We start from the raw sequence: 19,069 nt of genomic DNA, 5'->3' as shown, positions 1-19,069 counted from the left end.
GCCGGATGACGTCATCCGGCACCGACTACGGTGTCGCCCTGTTCTCGCACAGCTACGGCCAAGTGGCGTCTGCAGCCGCCCGCCCTGATCAGCGGCCTGGGCCACTCCGACAAGGGACGCCGACCGCGTTCTAGCAAGTGAGGTCTGCACATGTACCGCGACGAGCCCAGACGGGCCACCGCCTTCCGTCGCCTGCCCGTCCGCCACAGCCCTACGAGAACCGGGCCGCCCCCGGTGGCATCCGCCGACGCCACGCTGTCCCCGCCGCTCCCCCGCAACGGTCGAAACCGTTGCTCGAGGTCAGCGAGGAGTGAGGAGGCAGAACTCGTTGCCCTCCGGGTCGACCAGAACCGTCCAGGGAAACCCGGACTGGTCGATGTCCGGGTCGGTGGCGCCCAGGGAGCGCAGTCGGGCCGCCTCTTCCTCCAGGTCGTCGTCGGGGTAGGGGCTGATGTCGAGGTGGACGCGGTTCCACACGCTCTTGGTGTCGGGGGTTCGGATGAACTCCAGGTAGGGGCCGACCCCTTCGGAGGAGCGCAGGACCGCGTAGGTGTCGGTGACCTCGTGCAGTGTCCAGTCCATCGCCTCACCCCAGAACCGGGCCATTGTCCGGGGGTCGGTGCAGTCGACCACCACTGCGGCGATCGGTCCGGTGTCCTGGTAGATCGGACGGGGCTCCAGGACGCAGAACTCGTTTCCCTCCGGGTCGGTCATGACCGTCCAGGGGACGTCCCCCTGCCCCACGTCGGCGAGCGTCGCGCCGAGGTCCTTCAGACGCTCGACCAACTCCGCCTGATGGGCGGTCGAGGTGGTGGCCAGATCAAGGTGCACCCGGTTCTTCACCGTTTTCGGTTCCGGGCTGGCGACGATGTCGATGCAGACGGCCGCGGGATCGGGGTAGGTGAAGTCCACGGGCGCGAGGTTGGTCACGCCGGGTGCCTCACTGTCGATGCCCCAGCCGAGTGCCTCCGCCCAGAACCGACCGAGCGCGGAGTCGTCCCGGGCCTTCATGTTGATCTGCACAAGCCTCGTTGCCATGTCCGGATCCTAGAAGCTGCCGCCGGTCCGGCCACCGTCATTAATTGCGGGCTCGCCCCGACGCTGACACGCCGCTCACGTCGAAACCCTGCGAGTCCTCGCGTACGCAGGGTGTACGCAGGAGGGCGCGGTCAAGCCGCCCCTCACTCCAGAGGCGGCCACCCGTCGCGCTTGCAGCCTGTTGCGGGCCATGCCGTCGGAGACGGATAAGGACTGTCAGTGGCTGGGCACCGCCCTGCTGACGATCGTCCCGGACGCGCATGGCCAGGCCTCGGAACGCCCTCGAGCGGGGAGCCCCGGGGATGAGCGGGGATGAACAGGGATGAACGGTCCGTCACCTCGCTCAAGCGGAAAAGAGTTTGTGCGCTTCCCTGGTACCTTCGTCGATCGATTTTGATCACCGACGGTCGGAGAGACCGTCACAGGGGGATAGGAGAAACACACGGCATGCGCGCAGGTGCAGTGGTGGGAACGGTGCTGCTGATGGCCGTCTCACTGACGGGCTGCAGCAGTGAGGACGCTCCCCCGGACTCCTCCCGCCAAGCCAAGCCTCTCGTCGAGCTGACCCTGCCGGCCGCCTACGACGCGGGCAAGGGCTGGGACGAAACGTTGAGCTGGGTGCCCCAGTCGGCGGCAATCCTTCCGGTGGCAGTGGCACCCCGCGCGGGCGCGGTCGTCCTTCTGCACTCCGCCTCCGACGGCTACACGCTCAAGGTACGGGCCGCCGACACCGGCCGGGTCCGCTGGACGTCGGCGCCGTGGAAACCGCCGACGCCGCTGGAGGGCGCAGCCGGTGATCCGTCGGAGGGGAAGGAGGCGGAGATCCCGGGCGTGGCGGTCGTCGAGCAGGACGGGCGCGAGTACGTCGTCGCGTACGCCCACGGGTTGCATGGCAAGGACGCCCTGCACAAGGGCACCGAGGTGATGCGCCTTCTGGTGTATCCCGCCGATGCGACGGGTACGTCGGTGAAGCCGCTGCGGCAGATCGACGTACCTGTGGAGGCAAGCCCTGGGCAGGTGCGGCTGAACACGGAGGGCGGCCGGGTGCTGGTCGGCTGGGGCGGACGGGGCAGGTATCCGATGCCGGCCGCCGCAGTGGACGTGGCCACGGGCAAGACCGTCACCTATGACCGATTTGACGAACCCATGCTCCCGTGTCCGCAGGACAGCTCGTGCTCGGACCCCCGGGTAACAGCGGCCACTGCCGACGGCCCGCTGGTGAGCATGGACGACGGAGGCTTCGGCATACCGGGCCGCTGGTTCAGCGAAGACATACGTCCGGACGGCACGGCCGCGCGAACCGGCCTCGCCGATAATGACTGGAACGGCATGGTGTACGGCGCCGGTGGCGGGCATCTGCTCGCCGGCTGGGAGGCCCCCGGCTCCGACACCGATCCGGTGTGGTCCGTGCACGACATCCGCACGGGACGCCTCCAGGCCGTCATGACCTGCGGGTACAAGCTCGGTAACCAAGGCCTCGGGAGGAACGTGGGTCCGGAGCGTGAGCACCCGGTGGTCGTCTCACCCGGAGGCCATTACCTCGCCGCCGGTCCCGTCGCCTTCGACCTGCAGCGGAAGAAGGGCGTCTGCCTGGCGGGAGACGGCAACCGCAAGTCGATCGCGATCACCTCGATCCGCGACGACGGAACGGCGTACGGCGAGGTTCAGGAGGACTCGGTCGCCGATGACAACGCTCTGGTCGTCGCCCAGGTCGATCTCACCGCCGGCCCGGACTCGGCGAAGGTGCTGGAGGGGGTCGAGGTGCCCTATGCGACCGGTGTGAAAGGCGCGGGAATCTTCACGGGCCCCGACGGCAACGGGTACTTCCGGGTGTCGCTGCGTCAGGAGCGCTGACGCCCGGGCCGAGCACCGCGCAGACCGGCGCCAGTGGCGGACGGAACCACGGGGTGGGGCGGCGTGCGGTTGGCAGCCGCCCCTGTGGTCGAGGCGGTCACGGTGCAGCAGCGCGGTGCATGCCCCGGGCCCGGTCGAGAAGTCCGGGCCCGTCGCGGGATTCGCCGGGCCGGGCCCGGGTTTGAGGGTCCTCGGGATCCGCGGCTCGTGCAGCAGCGCTCCCCACCAGCCCGCCGCAGACGGCCTCGGTGCGTGCGACGCCGGTATCGGCACTCGACCGGTATCGGCTTCGACACGCCGGGTTCTGGCGGGCTCCGGGCACGAGGTGGTCCAGCCGAGCCGGTACGCCAGGCCTGTGCGGCTCATCGCCCAGGGCGCCGCCGAACGGCTCTGTTCCTGACGGCACCGTGCCTCCGGGAGCCTTGAGACGCCGAACCCCGGGGCGGCTGGTTAGGGTCGTATGGCACCGACCTGGAAGGAGAGTCGTATGGCCGGCAGCGAGATCGTGATTGCGCAGACGACCATTGACGACGAGGAGCAGGCGAAGGCCCTGGCGCGTGGCGCGATCGAGAACCGGTTGGCCGCCTGTGCGCACATCGACCAGCCGTTCACCGCGGTGTACCGCTGGAAGGGTGCCGTCGAGACGGCCACGGAATGGCGAATCTCCTACAAGACGACCGCGGAGCGGCTTCCGGAGCTGCAGGCCTGGGTGACCAAGGAGCACAGCTACGAGGTTCCCGAGTGGATCACCCTCCCGGTGACCGGGGGATCGGACGCCTACCTGGCGTGGGTGGCCAAGGAGGCGGCGCCGCAGTCCACCGAGTAATGCCACGCTGGGCGTCACTGGAAGTGTCACGCGCGCTTGCGCTCACCAAGCGGCAGCCGGGAGGCAACGGCCCGAGCGCGAGCCCGGCCCACGGGGGTGGGCGGGTCTCGGCAGTCGCAACGAACTGGTGTGATGCGTAGGCGTCTTGGTCGATGCCGCCGTCGCGCAGCAGCGCAGCCGTCCATCGCCCCGTACGACGACGCCCGCTTCCGACAGCTCCCCGCCCAGCCGGCCCGCCGCGTGGTCGGCGGTTTCGGCGGGCTCCTGCCGACCAGGCTGCCCGTGCACCGGCAGGATCAGGGAGTCCATCGGACGGCGCCCCGAAGCTCGGCCGGGCATCCTGCCCTCCCGTCGGCCTCTCCGCGCAACAGCGAGAGCCGCCGACCAGGCGATGACCGGCCGTGCGAACCCCGGCGGGATGCGGCCCGCCTCGTACGCGACCGATCTGCCGGGCCTGCTGTCGAGGTCGGCTCCGGGGTCGGCTTCCTGAATGTCGTCGTGCACCTCGAGGATGGCCGCACCCGCAGGGAGAACCTGGGGGAAAGGAAACCAACGGGTGCAGCCGCAGCCCCCGGGGCACTGATCGGTTCACCGGGAACAAGGGGATCCGGATGTCGGAGTTCAGGTACGGACTGAACGGTGCCACCGCCCTCTCCCCTCACGGTCCCGGCCGGCCACGGGTCGTCATCGGCTTCGCCGCGCCGCATGCACAGGGGCCCGTGGGCCCCTGCGAGCAGCGCGGCCCGCTCCAGGTACTCACGGCTGTGATCGGTGGAGATGAGCTTTCCGGCCCCCAGGCGTCACGGACCCACCGGTGCGCGGTGGGCAGGTGACGCCGCTTCGGCGGCCAGGCGCAGCCGGCACGGGCAGGTGTGCGACACGGAACTCCCCCGTGGTGCCGTGTCCCGGCCCGGTCAGCCGTACATCGCCACGCGGTACAGAGCCGCAAGCGCCTCGTCGATGGGATGAGGTTGCGGCTTGCCGGAGGAGTCGAGCCTGTTCCACCTCTGCATGTTCACCGCGACCGCCATCTGCCGCTTGCCGTCGGCACGGGTCATGGCCAGCGTCCCACCGCCCCAGACCGTGCCGCCATGGCCCCAGAAGGTGCCCTGACCGGGTTCCTCCATCGGGTGCAGGCCGAGGCCGTAGTCGATGATCTCTCCCTGCTGGGAGACGACCGGGACAGTGCGTTGCATCTGCTCCAGCGACGACGGGCTGACGATCTTTCCGGCCAGCAGCATGCGGTAGAAGCGGTTGAGGTCCGCGACGGTCGATATCAGCGAGGCCGACACCCCCACCCACGACATGTCGTAGACGCTGTAGTCGCGCGGCGGGTCGATCATGCCGAACCACGCCTCGTAGAGCCGCGAGTGCGGCCCCTTGATGTGCGGCCCGGTGGGGAGTTCGGTGTCCCGGAGCCCGGCGCGCTCGATGACGTTCCGGGTGATGTACCGCTCGGCCGTGGTGCCGGTCACCTTTTCCAGGAGCTGGGCGAGGAGCAGGTAGTTGGTGTTGGAGTACACGCCCGGGGTGCCGCCCGGGGCGCCGACGGCAGGTGCGGTGACCCCCATCCTGATCAGTTCAGTGTGGTCGAACCGCGCGAACCGGAGGTCGTCCAGGCTCTGAGGGCTGGTGTCCGCGACGTCGGGGAGCGCCCTGAGGGAGGGATAGGCGTACGGGAGGTACTCGGCGAGGCCGCTGGTGTGGTTGATCAGCATCCGGACCGTGATCCTGTCACCGCGCTCTCCCGGAACCAGCTTCGGAAGGTAGTGGCCGATCGGCGTGTCGAGACCGATCCGACCACACTCGACCTGCTGTAAAACCGCTGCGGCGGTGAAGGTCTTGGTGACGCTGCCGACGCGGTGCCGCATGTCGGCGGTGACGGGTCGGCCGGTGGCGACATCGGCGACCCCGACGGCGCCGCGCCAGACCTGGTCGCCGTCCCGTACCTCGGCGAACAGGCCCGGAATCCCGGCGCGGTGGACGTTTTCGAGAGCGGCGTCCAGCGCCGCGCGATCCAGTGGGTTCTTCATGTCATGCGTCCTTTCGTGTTCCCCGGGGTGAGCTCCGCCTCGGTCGCCTGACCCGGGCAACGGGGCACGAGCGGCGTGCCGGCTCCTCGGCACGCCCATGTCCTCATTATGCACGCGGTGCGTGCATCGCCAAGTGCACAAGCAAGTGCACAGGTAGTCTGAGATCTGACGAGAGGAGCACGATGGCAGGCCGACGGCGTTGGACGACCGAAGAGATCCTGGATGCGGCGGCGAAGCTGCTGCGCACGAGCGACGCGGAGTCGTTCAGCGTGCGCAAGCTGGCCGCGACCCTCGGGACCGACTCCTCCAGCCTGTACCGGCACTTCCGCAGCAAGACCGAACTGCTGCGCGCGGTCGCCGACCGGATCTTCCTGGCCGCTCTGGAGGGCTACCGCCCCGAGGGCGACTGGAAGCAGCGCATCACGTCCTTGGCCCTGCGTGTGAGAGAGGCCTTCGGACAGCAGCCCGAACTCGCCGCGGTCTGGGGGCGTTACGCATCAAGCGGCACCGGCTCCCGGCTGGTCATGGAGGAGGTGCTGCAAGCCCTGCGCGCCTCGGGGCTGCCCGACGAGGAGATCCCGGCGCACTACCACCGGATCGCGGTCCTCCTCGCCGCGCTGATCACCTCCGAGGCCGGCTTCAGCACCGTCACCCACGAAGAGCACGAACAGAGCATGGAGCTGTTCCGCGTCGCGGTGCTCGGCGCCGACCCCGAACGCTTCCCGGCCCTGGCCCACTTCGCCCGCGACATCCGCCCGCTCGAGGCGGACCGCCGTGCCGCGTTCGAGGAGATCCTCGCCGCCCACCTCGCCCACATCGAGGCATCCATCCGCTCGAGCCGGCCGACCGGCCCGGGAGCGCCGTCAAACGCCCGAACGACGACAGGCACGGCGGACGGCCAATAGGCGACCAATAAATGAGGGGTGCCAAGCCTCGGGCCGTCCGCCCGCTGTGTTCCTGTCCGCCGGCATGGTGCAGGGTGGACGTCATGCTTGCCGATCACCAGGAGTACGACGTGGTCGTCACGGCCGTGACCCGGGCGGGGATCGCCGTCCGCGCGGACGGACATGACGGTTTCATCGACCGGACCGAACACCCCTCATGGTGGTCGAACACGCCCCGCCCCGCGGTCGGTGACCGGATGCGTGCGGTGGTGCTGGACGCCACCAGGACCCCACCGCGGTTCAGCGCCTTGCCGAGCGACATACGAACGGCCCGGAGCCTGCGCCACACCGAACCGCTGACGCGTCTCTGCCCGCCGCCCGGCCGTGGCCGGACCGTGGAGTGGGCCGCTGTGGAGGAGGCGTTGGGCACTGCCCTGCCGGCCGACTACAAGCGGCTCGTCGAGTGGTACGGCGGCGGGCTCTTCTACGGCGGCGGGCTCTTCGCAGGGATTCTCTGGCTGCTGGAACCGGGCTGCCCGGACGCGCTGTACGACCTGGTCGCCCAGACCGCGGAACGCGAGGAGATCCTCACCGGGCTGTGGGAGGCCGGCGAGGACAAGCCGCCGGAGCTTCATGAGGACGACGTCAGGCTGGTGCCCTGGGGGTACGTGGATGGTGCGGGACACTTCCTGTACTGGCTGGTGCGGCCCGATGCCGAGCCGGAGGAATGGACCGTTCTCCTCAACGAGGGACGCGGCCCGCTCTGGGAGGTCCATCCGATGTCGTGCAGCCAGTTCCTCCTCGAGGTGGTGGCGGGCACGACGGCGTCGTTCTACTTCACCGGCATCGACGACATCGTCGACCCCGAGGACAGGAACCGGTTCATACCCAACTCGCAGATCCTCCACCGGTAAAAGGCATGTGGGGAGGCCGGGGCCATCCCTTACGGGCGTGTCCGCCCCACGGCCACCATGGCCGTCGAACCGGGCCCGCCCGTCTCACGCCATCCGGTCCGTGCAGGTCGGAGCAACCGCGGACAGCCGGCTTCGCGGCGGCTGGACACCTGCGCCCGTGTTCGCGAGAACGGCAGCGCCTGTTCACTGGTTCAGGAAGGTTCAGGAAGCAGTCCCCGCTGAGAAGCGAGCCGACATGTTCACGGGCTTCGACAGCACCGATGCCGCCGCCTGCCCCCGTCGTGGGCACTCCCGCTGTCGGCTGAGGGTGACCTCGTCGGCTGATTCCGCTTCTGCGTGACGCCGTCGGCGGCCCGGGCTACTGAGGGGGCCGTTGTTCCCGCGGTGCCGATTCGCCGGTGTCCGCGTGCAGTCCGGCGCACAGCAGGTCGAATGCCCGGAACGCCGCGGAGGCGACCGCGTCGCGTGCGCGTGCCGGCGGTTCGCCGGACATGATGCGCCGTCGGAGCTCGCGCAGGGCTGCCCGGTGCGTCCCGGCGATGGCGCCCGCGAGGAGTGCGGGCATCGAAAGGCCGGTGTCGTCCGGTGTCGTGGCGGTGGTCGGCGGATGGTCGGCCAGAGCCGCCGCGAGTGCGGCCTCGGCGTGTTCGCCGATCTCGCGTTCGCGTGCACGCAGGGCCGGGCTGTCGTGGATGACCTGCCAGAACCTGAGTGCGCCGGGGTGGAGTCCGAGCATGGGTTCGTTCCGTCGCAGGGCGGTCAGCAGGTCGTCCCGGACGACCTCCACCGGGCAGGTTCCGGGTACCCGGTCGCGCACCAGCGTGGCGAGATGGCTTTCGGCCTCGGCCTGGCGGTCGAAGAAGAGGTCCTCCTTGGTGGGGAAGTAGTTGAAGACGGTGTTGGTGGACACGCCCGCGTGCCGCGCCACCTCGGCGACCGTGACCCGGTCGAAGCCGTGCTCCAGGAACAGTGCCAGTGCCGCGTCGGCGATCGCCGTGCGGGTCTGCTGCTTCTTGGTCTCTCGAAGGCCCATCCCCGAATGATAGTGTCACCATAATTTTGTAGTGACACCAAGTTTTGGGGAGCACGGCGACCATGACCCTGACCTTTGGCATCTATCCGGGTGGGCTCCTGGGTGACGACAAGGGAATCGTCCACCCGGTCCGGCCGGATCTTCCGGACCGCATCACCGATGCACTCGACACGCTGCAGGGCGCCACGGCCGCGCTGTCGGTCCGCGCCTACCGCTCGTTCGCCGCCACCGTGACACCGCAGCCGCCCACGCCCGCCGACCCGCAGGTCTACCTCCGGCACGGGCGCAAACTCGACCTCGTGCTGCAGTTCCGCGAGCCGTCCGGACGACTGGACGGGTGGCTGGAGTTCGTCCGCGAAACCGTCCGGGCCCACGGACCGCACCTGGCGTCACTCCAGATCTGCGAGGAACCGAACGCCAACCTCCCCGTCGTCGACGGCAGCACCCCCAACGTCCTGGACGCGCTCGTCCAGGGAGTCATCGCGGCCAAGCAGGAGGCTCGCGCCCTGGGCCACGCTCTGGCCGTCGGCTTCAACGCCGTGCCGACCTTCCATCCGGCCGACACCTTCTGGACCGAACTCGCCGCCCGAGCCGACGCACGCTTCCTGGCCAGCCTGGACTACGTCGGCCTGGACTTCTTCCCCGACGTCTTCCACCCCATCGCCGCCAGCCAGTTGGCCGGAGCGGTCACCGCGGTCCTCACCGCCTTCCGGCGCACCGACCTGCCGAAGGCCGGCATCCCGGACAGCGTCGCGATCCGCGTCTGCGAGAACGGCTGGCCCACCGGCCCCGGCCGCCCCGAGCAGCGACAGGCCACGACCCTCGAGACCGTCGTCCGGACCGTGGCCGCCCTCGCGACCGACCTCAACATCGACGGCTACTCGTTCTTCGCCCTGCGCGACGCCGACAGCAGCGCCGAGGGGCTCTTCCACCACTTCGGACTCCTGCGCGACGACTACACCCCCAAGCCGGCCTTCGAGACCTACCGCCGCCTCATCGACGAGCTGGGCACCCCCTCGGCCGTCTTCGCCCGGTGATGCCTCCGTCCGCCCGTCGGAACCGAAGTGCCCTCGCTTCCCCATGGAGATCGAACAGGATGCAACTGAAGCGTCTCCCGAACGCATGCACTACGCTCTCGGTTCTTCCGAGCCGGCGACGCCCCGCTGCCGGGCCCGGCGACAGCGGAGACGGACGCTTGACCCCTGGCCGAGAGCAACAGCAGGACCGAACGACCAGCAGGACTGAGGAGAGAGCGGACGGCCGATGAACGACGTGTACGCGCACCGGGCACCCGAGAAAGGCGGAGACGGCGGCAGCGGTCGTGACGGCCGCCGCCGGTGGCTTGCCGTGGGCGTGGCCATCGGTGTGCTGGCTCTCGCGAGCGCCGTGATCACGGCAGGGTGGCTTCTCGACCGAGCCGCCGACCGTGCGGTGGAGCAGGCGGCGGAGGCGAGGTGGGCCGAGGGGGTCACGCCGGAGTGGATGAGCGAGCAGATGGGCCTCGACCTCCCGGACACGGCCCAGTCTCCTCAGGCGGCGTACCAGGTCACGTCCCGCTTCGACACGGGCCTGCTCACCTTCACGCTGACGAGGTCCGAGGCGGAGAGCTACCTGAAGGAGCATCCCCCGGAGGGCAACAAGTGGCTGGAGCCGCAGCCGCACTCCGGAAAGGCCAGCGTCGCTCCTCATGACTTCGCGCACCTCGGGCTTCCGGAACCGGAAACGCTCAAGGACGGCGTGCGCTATGGCGATGTCTGCCCCCGCGCTGCCAAGTCCACCGGGAATCCCGGCGTCTCCAAGACCCCTGACAGCCAGTACGGCGTGTCCGACCCCTATGGCATGTCCGACGAACGCTGCGTCGAAGTGTACGTACACGAGTTCTCGCCCCAGCGGACCCGTTTCTACATCCGCGCCCACTTCGAGCCGGGCATCAGCCCTCTTCCTGCAACACCGTCCTCATCGGCGGGCTGAGGACCTCGTCGCCGCCGGTCCTCCAGCGGCCCAGGCGCGCCGCCACCGGCAGACGGACCTCGGTGTCACCCGCAGCAGCACGGCGACCCCCTGAACACTGACCCCGGCCACGAACAGCCCAGCGGTTTGCAGACCGGACGCAGCGCCTCGCGTCGCATGCGTTCCTGGGCGGTCATCCCGCCGTTGGAGACAAGCCGCATCCAGAGCATGAAGATCACGTCACGCTCTACAGCTGGAGCATCGGGCACAGGAGGTCACTGCCATGGAGGGTCTCACGGATCTCATGGATCTCACGGACGCCGAGCTGTTGATGCTGTGTTCCGCCGCAGCGGAACGAAGCACGGCATTCTGCAGGGTCTTCGGTTCCGCAGAACAGCAGCAGTGGCTTGACTCCGCTCTGGAAGCGGTCTGGTCAGCAGCGGCCGGCCAGTGGCAGACAAGTGTGCAGACCTGCTCGACACCTTCGTGCTGGACGACGAGGACGGGGTCGTAGTCGCCGTCGGTGATGTGCACGCCGAGGCCGTGGTCGAAGGTGGCTTTGAACTGCTTGAGCCGGCGGTAGCGCAGCGGGATGAGAAGTCGTGCGGCAAGGAGCGGGTCGCCCTCGGGGCCTTTGACGAAGCTGCGGTAGGCGTCTTCGTCGGCCCGGCCGAACATCTGTTGCTTGAGCATCTTGCTTTTGTTGTTGTGGCCCTCGCCGCAGCTCCTCCCTCCTCGGCGATCACCCGGCAGCGTCGGGATCCTTCAGTCCGCCGATGCCGATGAGGACGGAGTCGCAGGAAGAGGGCTGATGCCGGGTTCGAAGTAGGCGCGGAGGTAGATCCGAGTGCGCTTCGGTGAGTACTCGTGTGCGTACAGACGGACGCAGCTCTTGCGGGACGTGCCGTAGGGAGCGGACGTGCCATACGGGCTGTCAGGGGTGCCGGAGGCACCTGGGGCCTCGGTGGACTCGGCAGCGCGGGGGCAGACGTAGCCATAGCGCATGCCGTCCTTGAGCGTTTCCGGTTCCGGAAGCCCGAGGTACGCAAAGTCATGCGGAGTGATGTCGGTCTGCGCGGAGGACGGCTCCAGCCACGTGCCCTCCGGGGGATGCTCCTTCAGGTAGCTCTTCGCCTCGGACCTCGTCAGTGTGAAGGTGAGCAGGCCCGTGTCGAAGCGGGACGTGACCTGGTACGCCGCCTGAGGAGACTGGGCCGTGTCCGGGAGGTCGAGGCCCATCTGCTCGCTCATCCACTCCGGCGTGACCCCCTCGGCCCACCTCGCCTCCGCCGCCTGCTCCACCGCACGGTCGGCGGCTCGGTCGAGAAGCCACCCTGCCGCGATCACGACACTCGCGAGAGCCAGCACACCGACGGCCACGCCTGCGATGAGCCACCAACGACGGCCACCACGACCGCTCTTGCCGCCGTCTTCGCCCTCCTCGGGTGCCCGGTGCGCGTACACGTCGTTCATCGGCCGTCCACCTTCCCCCTTACCCTGCCGGCCGTACGGTCCTGCTGCTGCTCTCGGCCAGGGTCCAAGCATCCGTCCCCGCTGTCGCCAGGACCCGGCAAGGGCGTCGCTGGGTTTCGAGGAGCCAAGATCGTAGTGCTTGACGCTGCTGCTGTCCGACATGCCGAACTCCTGGACGAGGCTCACCCGATGTTGCCCGGCTCAACTCATGGCCTGACCACCGCCCTCACCCACGGCATCGTCGACGCGCTGACCGTGCGCATGCCGTTCAAGCGGCGTCCTTACAGGGGGCGCTGTCACATCGGCAGAAGGCGGTCAACCGCGCCCATGTGAAGATCCACGCCCGCGCTGAATGAACGATCGCCACGCTCAAGCCCTGGAAGATCCTGGTCAAGCCGCGCTGCTGCCCACGCCGTGCCGCCGCGATCGTGCAAGCCGTCCTCGTCCTGAACCACGTCGGGACCAACTACCGCAGAGGATGAAAATGACTCATCGTTCAGTAGGGGGTGTTGACGATCGGATCATGTGCGCCACACTTGTGATCCATATGTGGGGCGCGCCGGCTCCCCGTGCCTGTCGAGAAGGGGGAGAGCGTGAAGAACGCGCCGAAGATCGAGCGACAGTACCGGGTGGGGCTCAGTTGCCTCATCGACGCCAAGGTCCACGGGGACCTCATCACCTCGAAGTGACAGCTCCACAGCATTGCGTCACCCGACTTCATACGCCCTGAGACAGGCCAGACCTCGATCAAGGTCGAGTGTCCGCGGTGCAGGCGCGTCTTGTCCGTGACAGTGGAGAGTGTGCGGAAGGCGCGAACGAAACAGCGCGCATACCGGTACGTAGGCGCGCTGCTGCTGTGGTCGCTGGTCGTGTGGCTGCCGATGCTGTTCCACTACGGCAGCAAGCCGGTCGACGAAGGGAAACCGGAGCAGTCACCGAGCATGCTGCTGGTCGGCGGTCTTTTCGCCGCCGTCTTCGTGTCATTCGTGGTCGGGCTGGCGTTCTTCCGGACCGGACGCAATTACGACGGCATCAGGAAACTGCGCTGGGTGAGGCCCGACGGCTCCTTGTCAGTCCTGGTGAAGGGCCACAAGCTCCAGATGTATTGACCTAGACCGTTTTGGTGTACGCGTCGTGGGCAGTGCAGCCCCAGCGGTCCGCGTGCACCTCGACGAGCAGGAGGCCGCGGCCCGATGTCGCGTCGGCGGACGGGGGCGGGGCTGTGGGGTGCGGGGCAGATGCTCGGGGCGGTGATCCGTCACCTCGATCCGCAGGCCGTGCGGCAGAAGAAGCAGCATTAGCCGGAAGTCGCGGCCGGGAAGGCTGCTGTGACGGATCGCGTTGGACGCCGACTCGGCCGTGACGAGGGCGGCGGTCCGGGCGGGTTCGGCGTCGTGCGGGAGGCCGGTTCACTCGGTGGGCTGCTGGACGGCGAGGCGCCGGGCCGGTCGGGCGCTGCGTCCGGTGCTGCTGAATCGCAGGGGCAGTTGGTGGGCAGCGGGGGTGCGGGGTGGCTTCGGCTTCGCCTCGTCGGTGAACTGATGTGGTGTCACGGGGTCGGCGTGGGCGGGTGAGTGTGCCGCTGACCAGGTACGTCGGCCGTACGTCGGGCTTGTCGTACGGCCGGGGCGGTTCGCTGGAACCCTTGTTGCAACGGGGGCTTGTGCGGGTGTTGCACGGGCCGCACACCGCGCCCTGAAAAGGTGATCTTCTTTAGCAAAAGAGACATGCCTCTTGTACAACCCTTCCTCCCCATACGGCGTCAAACACGTCACCAGACAGAGGAACGGGACTTGTACGGACACCTCGCGCCCCGAGCCAGCCGGTCGTATCTGAGCCAAGGAGCCTCTCATGCGCAAGCACCGCTCGGCCGCCGTCGCGGCGGCATCGTTTCTCCTCGTGACGGGCGCGGTCATCGCGACCGCCCCGAGCGTCTACGGCGGAACACACGCCAACGACCGCAACACCGACTTCAACGGCGATGGATACGACGACGTGCTCATCGGCAGCCCCGGGGCGACGGTCGGCGGGCACAAGGGCGCCGGCATGGTGACCGTGCAGTACGGCGGGCCCAAGGGCATCGGCACGACCAGGGTCAAGGCCTTCAGCCAGAACTCCACGGGCGTCCCCGGCGCCGCCGAGACCGGTGACGGCTTCGGCACGTCGCTGGCCACCGGCGACCTCGACGGCGACGGCTACGACGACGCGATCATCGGTATCCCCGGCGAGGACCTCGGCGCCGTCGCCGACGCGGGCGGCGCGGTCGTCCTGTGGGGCACGCCGAAGGGCCTCACCGGATCGGCCAGCACCTGGCTGCAGTCCGATCGCGTCACCGCGGGCGGCCGGTTCGGCACCTCGCTCGCCGCGGCCCGCTTCGGAGACAGCACTCCGGGCGACTCCCTCGCTGTCATGGACTCGGTCGGGCTGACGATCCACACCTTCGAGCCCGCCCCCCAGCCCGCCAGGAGCGCGGACGCGCAGGCGCGGCGGCCGGTGCAGAAGTCGCGCACCACGCTCACCTCGCCTCCGCGGAAGGCACTCGGCCAGGCCTCCGCCGACGACGCGCCGGGCATCCAGCCCAAGTCGATGACCACGGGCGACTACGACAACAACGGCTTCGCCGACCTGGTCGTCTCCGGCACCAGCGTGGGCGACGAGCCGGGCCACGGCTGGTCGTACATCCTGCCCGGCACCGCGTCGGACGAAAAGCCGCTGCCGATCACCGCGGTGCGCGGCGGCCCGGTCGTCGCGTCCGGCGACATCAACGGCGACGGCTACGACGACCTGGTCACCGGTGAGCCGCACAGCCCGGACGACGGCGGCGAGAACATGACCGGCGGCGTGGTCGGCGTCTACTACGGCAGTGCGGACGGCCCCGCCGGCCGGGAGGGGCCGGGCACCCCTCCCGTGTGGTGGACCCAGAACTCGGCGGGCGTGCCGGGCACGAACGAGCAGGGCGACGGCTTCGGCACCGACCTCTCCGTCGGCGACAGCAACGGCGACGGATACGCGGACGTGGCGATCGGCGTCGCGGGCGAGGACATCGGCGCCGTCGCCGACGCCGGCGCCGTCACGGTCCTGCGTGGCTCGGCCAAGGGCCTGACGTCCACCGGCGCACTGTCCGTGCACCAGGACACCAAGAACGTCCCGGGCACCGTCGAGAAGGGCGACAAGTTCGGCAGCCAGGTCTCCTTCACCGACCCGAACCGCGACGGCCGCTTCGGCCTGCTCGTCTCGACACCCGGTGAGAACACGAACGACGGCTGCGTCTGGGTGTTCTCCGCCGGCAGCACGGGCCTGACCACCTCCGGCTCCTGGACCTACAGCCTGAGCACGTTCGGCGGCCTGCCGACGGACGCACTGTACGGGGCGGCGATCGACGACTAGGTTCTGTCTCTTTGGCCGGCGTCGGGTCCGGATGAGGATGCCGGCGAGGTGGAGGGCGGCCTGGTGGGCGATGGCGAGTTTGCCGCATCGTGTGGCCGGGCCGCGCCACTGCTTGAGCCGGTTGATGCACCGCTCGAGCGGTGTTCCGCTGCTGGCAGGCCTCGCGATCGAAGCCGGGCGGACGTCCGCCGAGCCGGCCTCGCCGCAGGCGGTGGCCGATCTGGTCGGACGGCTGTGGGATGACCGCGCGGATGCCCCGGCGTCACAGATGGCTGCGGATGGCGCGTGAGGAGCAGGCGCGGTCGGCCGGAACGGCCAGGGGCCTTGTCCGGGGCCTGCCCGGGCCGGTGCGGGGCACGCGGATGCGGGCCGTCACCGTCTCGAAGGCGGGTGCGTCACCGGCCTGGCCCGCGGTGACGGTGAAGGCGAGGGGGCGTGCGCGGCCGTCGCCCTGGTTTTCTCGGCAGCTGAACTCCTGCCGCGAAGTTTCGATCCCTCCAGGGTTGATCAACGATCCGAGGGTAAAGCCGCAGTTCGCAGGGGTACCGCCACCGCCCAGGCGCCCGCGCACTGCAACGGATGCCCCGTCGCGGTCACCACGCCCGGCACGACCGCGGTCGCGCTCACCGTATCCACCCAAAACCCTGGACCGTGTCCAGCCCCAGCCCCAGCCCCCACGATCGCAACGCGTCCACGAACCGCGGATCCGCCACCAGCCCGATCCGCACCCGCGCACCGATCCGCGGCGCGCCCCGCACACTGAACCGGCGTCGAGGCCCCGCCTCCAGCAGCCGCACCTCTCGCGGCGCCGGCAGACCGAGCACATCCGCCTTGTGCGCAAGGTTGTGCCTGAGACGGTCCAGGTACGGGCCGTCCCCCGGCAGCACATACCGGTCCTCGTGCTTGAGCACTACAGGCGTACGAGTCTCCAGCTCGACCAACGCGCTCTCGTCCGCCACCACCGGTTCGGGGACCTCCAGCTCGAAGCCCCGGATACGCAGCCTCGCGGCCCCCCACACGATCTCGGAGCGCTTGGCCAACGCCGCGATGAGAGTCGAGGCAATCTGCGGTACCGGCGACCCGAACCAGATCGACCCGTCCGGCGACGTCGGATACACGTCCTTCTTCCGCGGCGTTCCTCTGAACTGCGGACTCGTCATCCCCAGCGGGCGCAGCGACTGCCCCTGCCATCCCTTGTCGTGCAATGAACGAGCCAGCTGCGGATCCTGGTCTTCCAGCAACCCGTACAGCACGGCACGCGCTGGACCGTGTACATCCCTCCAGTCCAGAAAGGGCACGTCCGCCGCGACGTCAACCCTGACCCGCAAGAGCCCCTCGCATCCGTATGTCCATCCCGAGGCCGGCTGCATCCGAAAGCACTCGGCCTGCTGCAGCCGCAATGCATGGCACGGTACTGAGACTTGATGCCGGCTGGGGCAGAAAGTAGGAAACCTCGATAAAAAGCCAGGTGTTGTGGTAGAGGGAGCCTGGCTGAGCCTGAACAAGCTTCACGAAGTCGCGTTCAAGCTCTCCGCGATCGTGCGCAGGCGGGCCGCGTAGTTTCAATCCCTCCAGGGTTGATCACCGGCCGGGCAGCCCGTTGACTGCGTCCTGTGGGTGCCCGCGTTTCGATCCCTCCAGGGTTGATCACCGGCATGGCGAAATCGGAGACCGGTCGTGGGGCTCCGTACTGTTTCGATCCCTCCAGGGTTGATCACCGGCTCGACACCATCAACGCGCTCCGCCTCGCCCTGCAGTTTCGATCCCTCCAGGGTTGATCACCGGCCCGCGCATTCATGGCTGAGCGCAAGTCTCGGGACTACTGTTTCGATCCCTCCAGGGTTGATCACCGGCCGGATGACGGTGGCAGGAAACCCACTCGCCACAGAACGTTTCGATCCCTCCAGGGTTGATCACCGGCGCGGGACTGCCCGGCCCGCTCACCCATGTCGTCATGTTTCGATCCCTCCAGGGTTGATCACCGGCGGCCGGCGAGGCGTTCTGGGACCACGCGGTCGACTGGTTTCGATCCCTCCAGGGTTGATCACCGGCCCGAGGGTAAAGCCGCAGGTCACGCAAGCCCTCGCAGCTCTTGCGGCGGGGAGAACTGCAGCGTTCCGCCAGTAATGCAACTGCGCAGGTCAAAGCGCTTCCTAGCCCTTGCCGGTCTTCCTGCCGATCGCAGCGCGGAACCGCCTCGCACAAGCCATCGATGCGCTAACGCAGTCGACTTGGGGGCGCTGTAGCCCTGTACGCAGGTCAGGTTCCCAACTCACCGCGCTTCACGGCAGTCACGAACGAGGCCCAGCCATCGGCCGCGAACGTGAGCACAGGGCCGTGCGGGCTCTTGCTGTCACGTATCGGAACGGTGGTCGCGAAGTCATATGACGCCTCAAGACACGCACCACCGTCCTGGTTGCTGTAACTGCTCTTGCGCCACGAAGCAGCGCTCAGGTCGTCGATTCGCACGGCACTCCCTCCAGCGTGCGCAAGATGTAGTTCCGCGACTCGGCTGGAGACAGCGCCAGGTCGCGTACTGAATCGTACGCCTTCTGGAGGCGCACAACCGGGGCGGTTTCCTCGATGAGTTCGCCCCTGTATCCGTTCTCGGTGTAGGCGATGGTCCGGCCGTCGGGCAGAAGCAGGTACCACACGTCAAAGCCCAACAGGGCATGGAACCCTACCCTGTTCAGCAGTACATGAACCGTCACGTTGTCACGGTCTGCCATCTCCAGCAGATGCTCCAGTTGTGCTCGCCACTCCCTTGCGTCCCGTAGCGGAGTAAGCAGCGCGGCTTCCGTGAGGATGGTCCGAAACGTTGGCGCGTCGTCCCCCTCCAGCAACTCCCGTCGCCCCATGCGCGCCTTGACCTGCTGTTCCAGTTCCTCGCCCTTGAGGCCGCCCGCTGCCAGGAGTTCCCGTGCGTACTCAGGCGTCTGGAGCAGTCCGGGCAGGACGCTGACCGCGAAGTGCCACAAGCTGGTCGCCTCCGCCTCCAGCGCCATGTAACGCCGGTACTGCTCCCGGAACTGCGTGCGGTCCGCTCGTGCCAGTTCCCACAGCGCCAGCAGCAGCCCCGGCGTTCCGTAGTACTGGTCGAGTGCCTGGACGACCTCGGGGCCGCCCAGGGTCTCCCCGTTCTCCATCTTTCCGAACAGCGACCAGTCCCACCCCAGCCGTTCCCCGAGTTGCCGCAGGCTGTCGCCTTTGGCGAGGCGCAGTTGTCGTAACTCCTCGGCGAACCGCCGGCGCGGTTCCTGGCTGCGTCCCGTGACGAGGCGTCGCTGCGGCAAGGTGACTCCCCTCCGGCGCTTCCTGGTCGTCGGCCGTTCAGGAAGCCCTTCGTGCCTGTACTGACACAGTGCCCGCGCTCCCACCGCGCTCTTCGTGGAAGTTGTGGCACGTGTGCCCGGGGGCGGGGAACGGCACCGCGTCGACGGCGTGCNNCGCGGTGCCCGAATCGCACATCCGACCCCTCGTCTCACTGGAGGGACGCCCGTGTCACACCAGAATCCGCTCCCCGAGCGCCCCAGGCCCCGCACTCCCGTCCCCAGGCCGCAAGAGGCCCTCGCCGCCCGTGACGCCCTCGCCGCCGCTCTCACCAGTGCCGGGATCCAGCTCCCCGCGATGGACGTCCGCACTCCTTGGAACGACTCCGTCCTCGCCGGCGGAGGGCG

General features: G+C 68.8%; 17 protein-coding genes, 2 pseudogenes and 1 CRISPR repeat array. Of the genes and pseudogenes, 10 read left to right on the top strand and 9 right to left on the bottom strand.

The genetic code is table 11. The features are described 5' to 3' along the window. Positions 1–300: 300 nt before the first annotated feature. Positions 301–1,038 carry a VOC family protein gene (locus CCN35_RS18130; protein ID WP_067389184.1) on the bottom strand — a complete coding sequence of 246 codons (738 nt, stop codon included), beginning with the start codon at positions 1,036–1,038 and terminating at the stop codon, positions 301–303. A gap of 447 nt (positions 1,039–1,485) precedes the next feature. On the opposite strand from CCN35_RS18130, the gene CCN35_RS18125 reads away from it, so the two are divergent. Further along, complete coding sequence (locus CCN35_RS18125) at positions 1,486–2,892, top strand: hypothetical protein (RefSeq protein ID WP_143631629.1); 1,407 nt, start codon at positions 1,486–1,488, stop codon at positions 2,890–2,892. A gap of 487 nt (positions 2,893–3,379) precedes the next feature. Beyond that, complete coding sequence (gene cutA / locus CCN35_RS18120; RefSeq protein WP_067389188.1) at positions 3,380–3,718, top strand: divalent-cation tolerance protein CutA; 339 nt, start codon at positions 3,380–3,382, stop codon at positions 3,716–3,718. 914 nt (positions 3,719–4,632) lie between these two features. Here the strand turns inward: cutA and CCN35_RS18115 are convergent. Then, positions 4,633–5,751, bottom strand: a complete 1,119-nt coding sequence (locus CCN35_RS18115; RefSeq protein WP_086793529.1) for a serine hydrolase domain-containing protein — start codon at positions 5,749–5,751, stop codon at positions 4,633–4,635. A gap of 182 nt (positions 5,752–5,933) precedes the next feature. Between CCN35_RS18115 and CCN35_RS18110 the strand changes: the two genes are divergently transcribed. Further along, the gene (locus CCN35_RS18110) at positions 5,934–6,656 is read left to right on the top strand and encodes a TetR/AcrR family transcriptional regulator (RefSeq protein ID WP_086793528.1); all 723 of its coding nucleotides are present in this window, start codon (positions 5,934–5,936) and stop codon (positions 6,654–6,656) included. A gap of 83 nt (positions 6,657–6,739) precedes the next feature. Beyond that, positions 6,740–7,549 (top strand): SMI1/KNR4 family protein, encoded by an 810-nt coding sequence (locus tag CCN35_RS29575; protein ID WP_245863249.1) that lies wholly within the window; start codon positions 6,740–6,742, stop codon positions 7,547–7,549. Between the two features lie 358 nt (positions 7,550–7,907). Here the strand turns inward: CCN35_RS29575 and CCN35_RS18100 are convergent, their stop codons facing one another. Beyond that, positions 7,908–8,582, bottom strand: coding sequence for a TetR/AcrR family transcriptional regulator (locus CCN35_RS18100; RefSeq protein ID WP_086793526.1), 675 nt, complete (start codon positions 8,580–8,582; stop codon positions 7,908–7,910). A gap of 62 nt (positions 8,583–8,644) precedes the next feature. Between CCN35_RS18100 and CCN35_RS18095 the strand changes: the two genes are divergently transcribed. Beyond that, the gene (locus CCN35_RS18095; RefSeq protein WP_086793524.1) at positions 8,645–9,619 is read left to right on the top strand and encodes a glycoside hydrolase 5 family protein; all 975 of its coding nucleotides are present in this window, start codon (positions 8,645–8,647) and stop codon (positions 9,617–9,619) included. 310 nt (positions 9,620–9,929) lie between these two features. Next, complete coding sequence (locus CCN35_RS18090) at positions 9,930–10,553, top strand: hypothetical protein (RefSeq protein WP_245863248.1); 624 nt, start codon at positions 9,930–9,932, stop codon at positions 10,551–10,553. On the opposite strand, the gene CCN35_RS30255 is transcribed toward CCN35_RS18090, so the two are convergent. Further along, positions 10,539–10,664, bottom strand: a complete 126-nt coding sequence (locus tag CCN35_RS30255; RefSeq protein WP_158100418.1) for a helix-turn-helix domain-containing protein — start codon at positions 10,662–10,664, stop codon at positions 10,539–10,541. The two genes, CCN35_RS18090 and CCN35_RS30255, sit on opposite strands and share 15 nt — an antisense overlap. Positions 10,665–10,982: 318 nt before the next feature. Between CCN35_RS30255 and CCN35_RS28105 the strand changes: the two genes are divergently transcribed. Beyond that, positions 10,983–11,318 carry a hypothetical protein gene (locus CCN35_RS28105; protein ID WP_143631624.1) on the top strand — a complete coding sequence of 112 codons (336 nt, stop codon included), beginning with the start codon at positions 10,983–10,985 and terminating at the stop codon, positions 11,316–11,318. Here CCN35_RS28105 and CCN35_RS18075 read toward each other — a convergent pair. Continuing rightward, the gene (locus CCN35_RS18075) at positions 11,298–12,005 is read right to left on the bottom strand and encodes a hypothetical protein (protein WP_086793517.1); all 708 of its coding nucleotides are present in this window, start codon (positions 12,003–12,005) and stop codon (positions 11,298–11,300) included. The genes CCN35_RS28105 and CCN35_RS18075 overlap by 21 nt on opposite strands. 120 nt (positions 12,006–12,125) lie before the next feature. Between CCN35_RS18075 and CCN35_RS29570 the strand changes: the two are divergent. From CCN35_RS29570 to CCN35_RS18060, 3 genes and pseudogenes are all read left to right on the top strand, one after another. Then, positions 12,126–12,487, top strand: a pseudogene (locus tag CCN35_RS29570) (transposase family protein); the annotation flags it as partial. A 318-nt stretch (positions 12,488–12,805) separates the two neighbouring features. Continuing rightward, positions 12,806–13,114 (top strand): hypothetical protein, encoded by a 309-nt coding sequence (locus CCN35_RS28100; RefSeq protein WP_143631621.1) that lies wholly within the window; start codon positions 12,806–12,808, stop codon positions 13,112–13,114. Positions 13,115–13,856: 742 nt separating this feature from the next. After that, positions 13,857–15,392 carry an FG-GAP-like repeat-containing protein gene (locus tag CCN35_RS18060; RefSeq protein WP_086793515.1) on the top strand — a complete coding sequence of 512 codons (1,536 nt, stop codon included), beginning with the start codon at positions 13,857–13,859 and terminating at the stop codon, positions 15,390–15,392. Positions 15,393–15,407: 15 nt separating this feature from the next. Here CCN35_RS18060 and CCN35_RS28960 read toward each other — a convergent pair. From CCN35_RS28960 to CCN35_RS18040, 4 genes and pseudogenes are all read right to left on the bottom strand, one after another. Continuing rightward, positions 15,408–15,840 (bottom strand): annotated as a pseudogene (locus CCN35_RS28960) (transposase family protein); the annotation flags it as partial. Between the two features lie 175 nt (positions 15,841–16,015). Next, complete coding sequence (gene cas6 / locus CCN35_RS18050; protein WP_245863252.1) at positions 16,016–16,552, bottom strand: CRISPR-associated endoribonuclease Cas6; 537 nt, start codon at positions 16,550–16,552, stop codon at positions 16,016–16,018. Between the two features lie 399 nt (positions 16,553–16,951). Beyond that, positions 16,952–17,444: direct repeats of the CRISPR family, unit length 30 nt; unit sequence GTTTCGATCCCTCCAGGGTTGATCACCGGC. Between the two features lie 207 nt (positions 17,445–17,651). Further along, on the bottom strand, positions 17,652–17,861 hold the full coding sequence (locus CCN35_RS18045) for a DUF397 domain-containing protein (protein WP_086793513.1): 210 nt from the start codon (positions 17,859–17,861) through the stop codon (positions 17,652–17,654). Continuing rightward, on the bottom strand, positions 17,843–18,685 hold the full coding sequence (locus CCN35_RS18040) for a helix-turn-helix domain-containing protein (RefSeq protein ID WP_086793511.1): 843 nt from the start codon (positions 18,683–18,685) through the stop codon (positions 17,843–17,845). The genes CCN35_RS18045 and CCN35_RS18040 overlap by 19 nt, the downstream gene beginning before the upstream one ends. Between the last annotated feature and the right edge of the window lie 384 nt (positions 18,686–19,069).

The sequence above is a fragment of the Streptomyces thermovulgaris genome (assembly GCF_002155915.1).
In the GTDB taxonomy this organism is placed as follows: Bacteria; Actinomycetota; Actinomycetes; order Streptomycetales; family Streptomycetaceae; genus Streptomyces; species Streptomyces thermovulgaris.
This window is presented reverse-complemented; position numbering and strand designations above follow the sequence as displayed.

Excerpts from the sequence above, each read along its gene's own strand:
- CCN35_RS18130 (WP_067389184.1), bottom strand. The coding sequence starts at position 1,038 with ATGGCAACGAGGCTTGTGCAGATCAACATGAAGGCCCGGGACGACTCC.
- CCN35_RS18125 (WP_143631629.1), top strand. The coding sequence starts at position 1,486 with ATGCGCGCAGGTGCAGTGGTGGGAACGGTGCTGCTGATGGCCGTCTCA.
- cutA (WP_067389188.1), top strand. The coding sequence starts at position 3,380 with ATGGCCGGCAGCGAGATCGTGATTGCGCAGACGACCATTGACGACGAG.
- CCN35_RS18115 (WP_086793529.1), bottom strand. The coding sequence starts at position 5,751 with ATGAAGAACCCACTGGATCGCGCGGCGCTGGACGCCGCTCTCGAAAAC.
- CCN35_RS18110 (WP_086793528.1), top strand. The coding sequence starts at position 5,934 with ATGGCAGGCCGACGGCGTTGGACGACCGAAGAGATCCTGGATGCGGCG.
- CCN35_RS29575 (WP_245863249.1), top strand. The coding sequence starts at position 6,740 with ATGCTTGCCGATCACCAGGAGTACGACGTGGTCGTCACGGCCGTGACC.
- CCN35_RS18100 (WP_086793526.1), bottom strand. The coding sequence starts at position 8,582 with ATGGGCCTTCGAGAGACCAAGAAGCAGCAGACCCGCACGGCGATCGCC.
- CCN35_RS18095 (WP_086793524.1), top strand. The coding sequence starts at position 8,645 with ATGACCCTGACCTTTGGCATCTATCCGGGTGGGCTCCTGGGTGACGAC.
- CCN35_RS18075 (WP_086793517.1), bottom strand. The coding sequence starts at position 12,005 with ATGAACGACGTGTACGCGCACCGGGCACCCGAGGAGGGCGAAGACGGC.
- CCN35_RS18060 (WP_086793515.1), top strand. The coding sequence starts at position 13,857 with ATGCGCAAGCACCGCTCGGCCGCCGTCGCGGCGGCATCGTTTCTCCTC.
- cas6 (WP_245863252.1), bottom strand. The coding sequence starts at position 16,552 with ATGACGAGTCCGCAGTTCAGAGGAACGCCGCGGAAGAAGGACGTGTAT.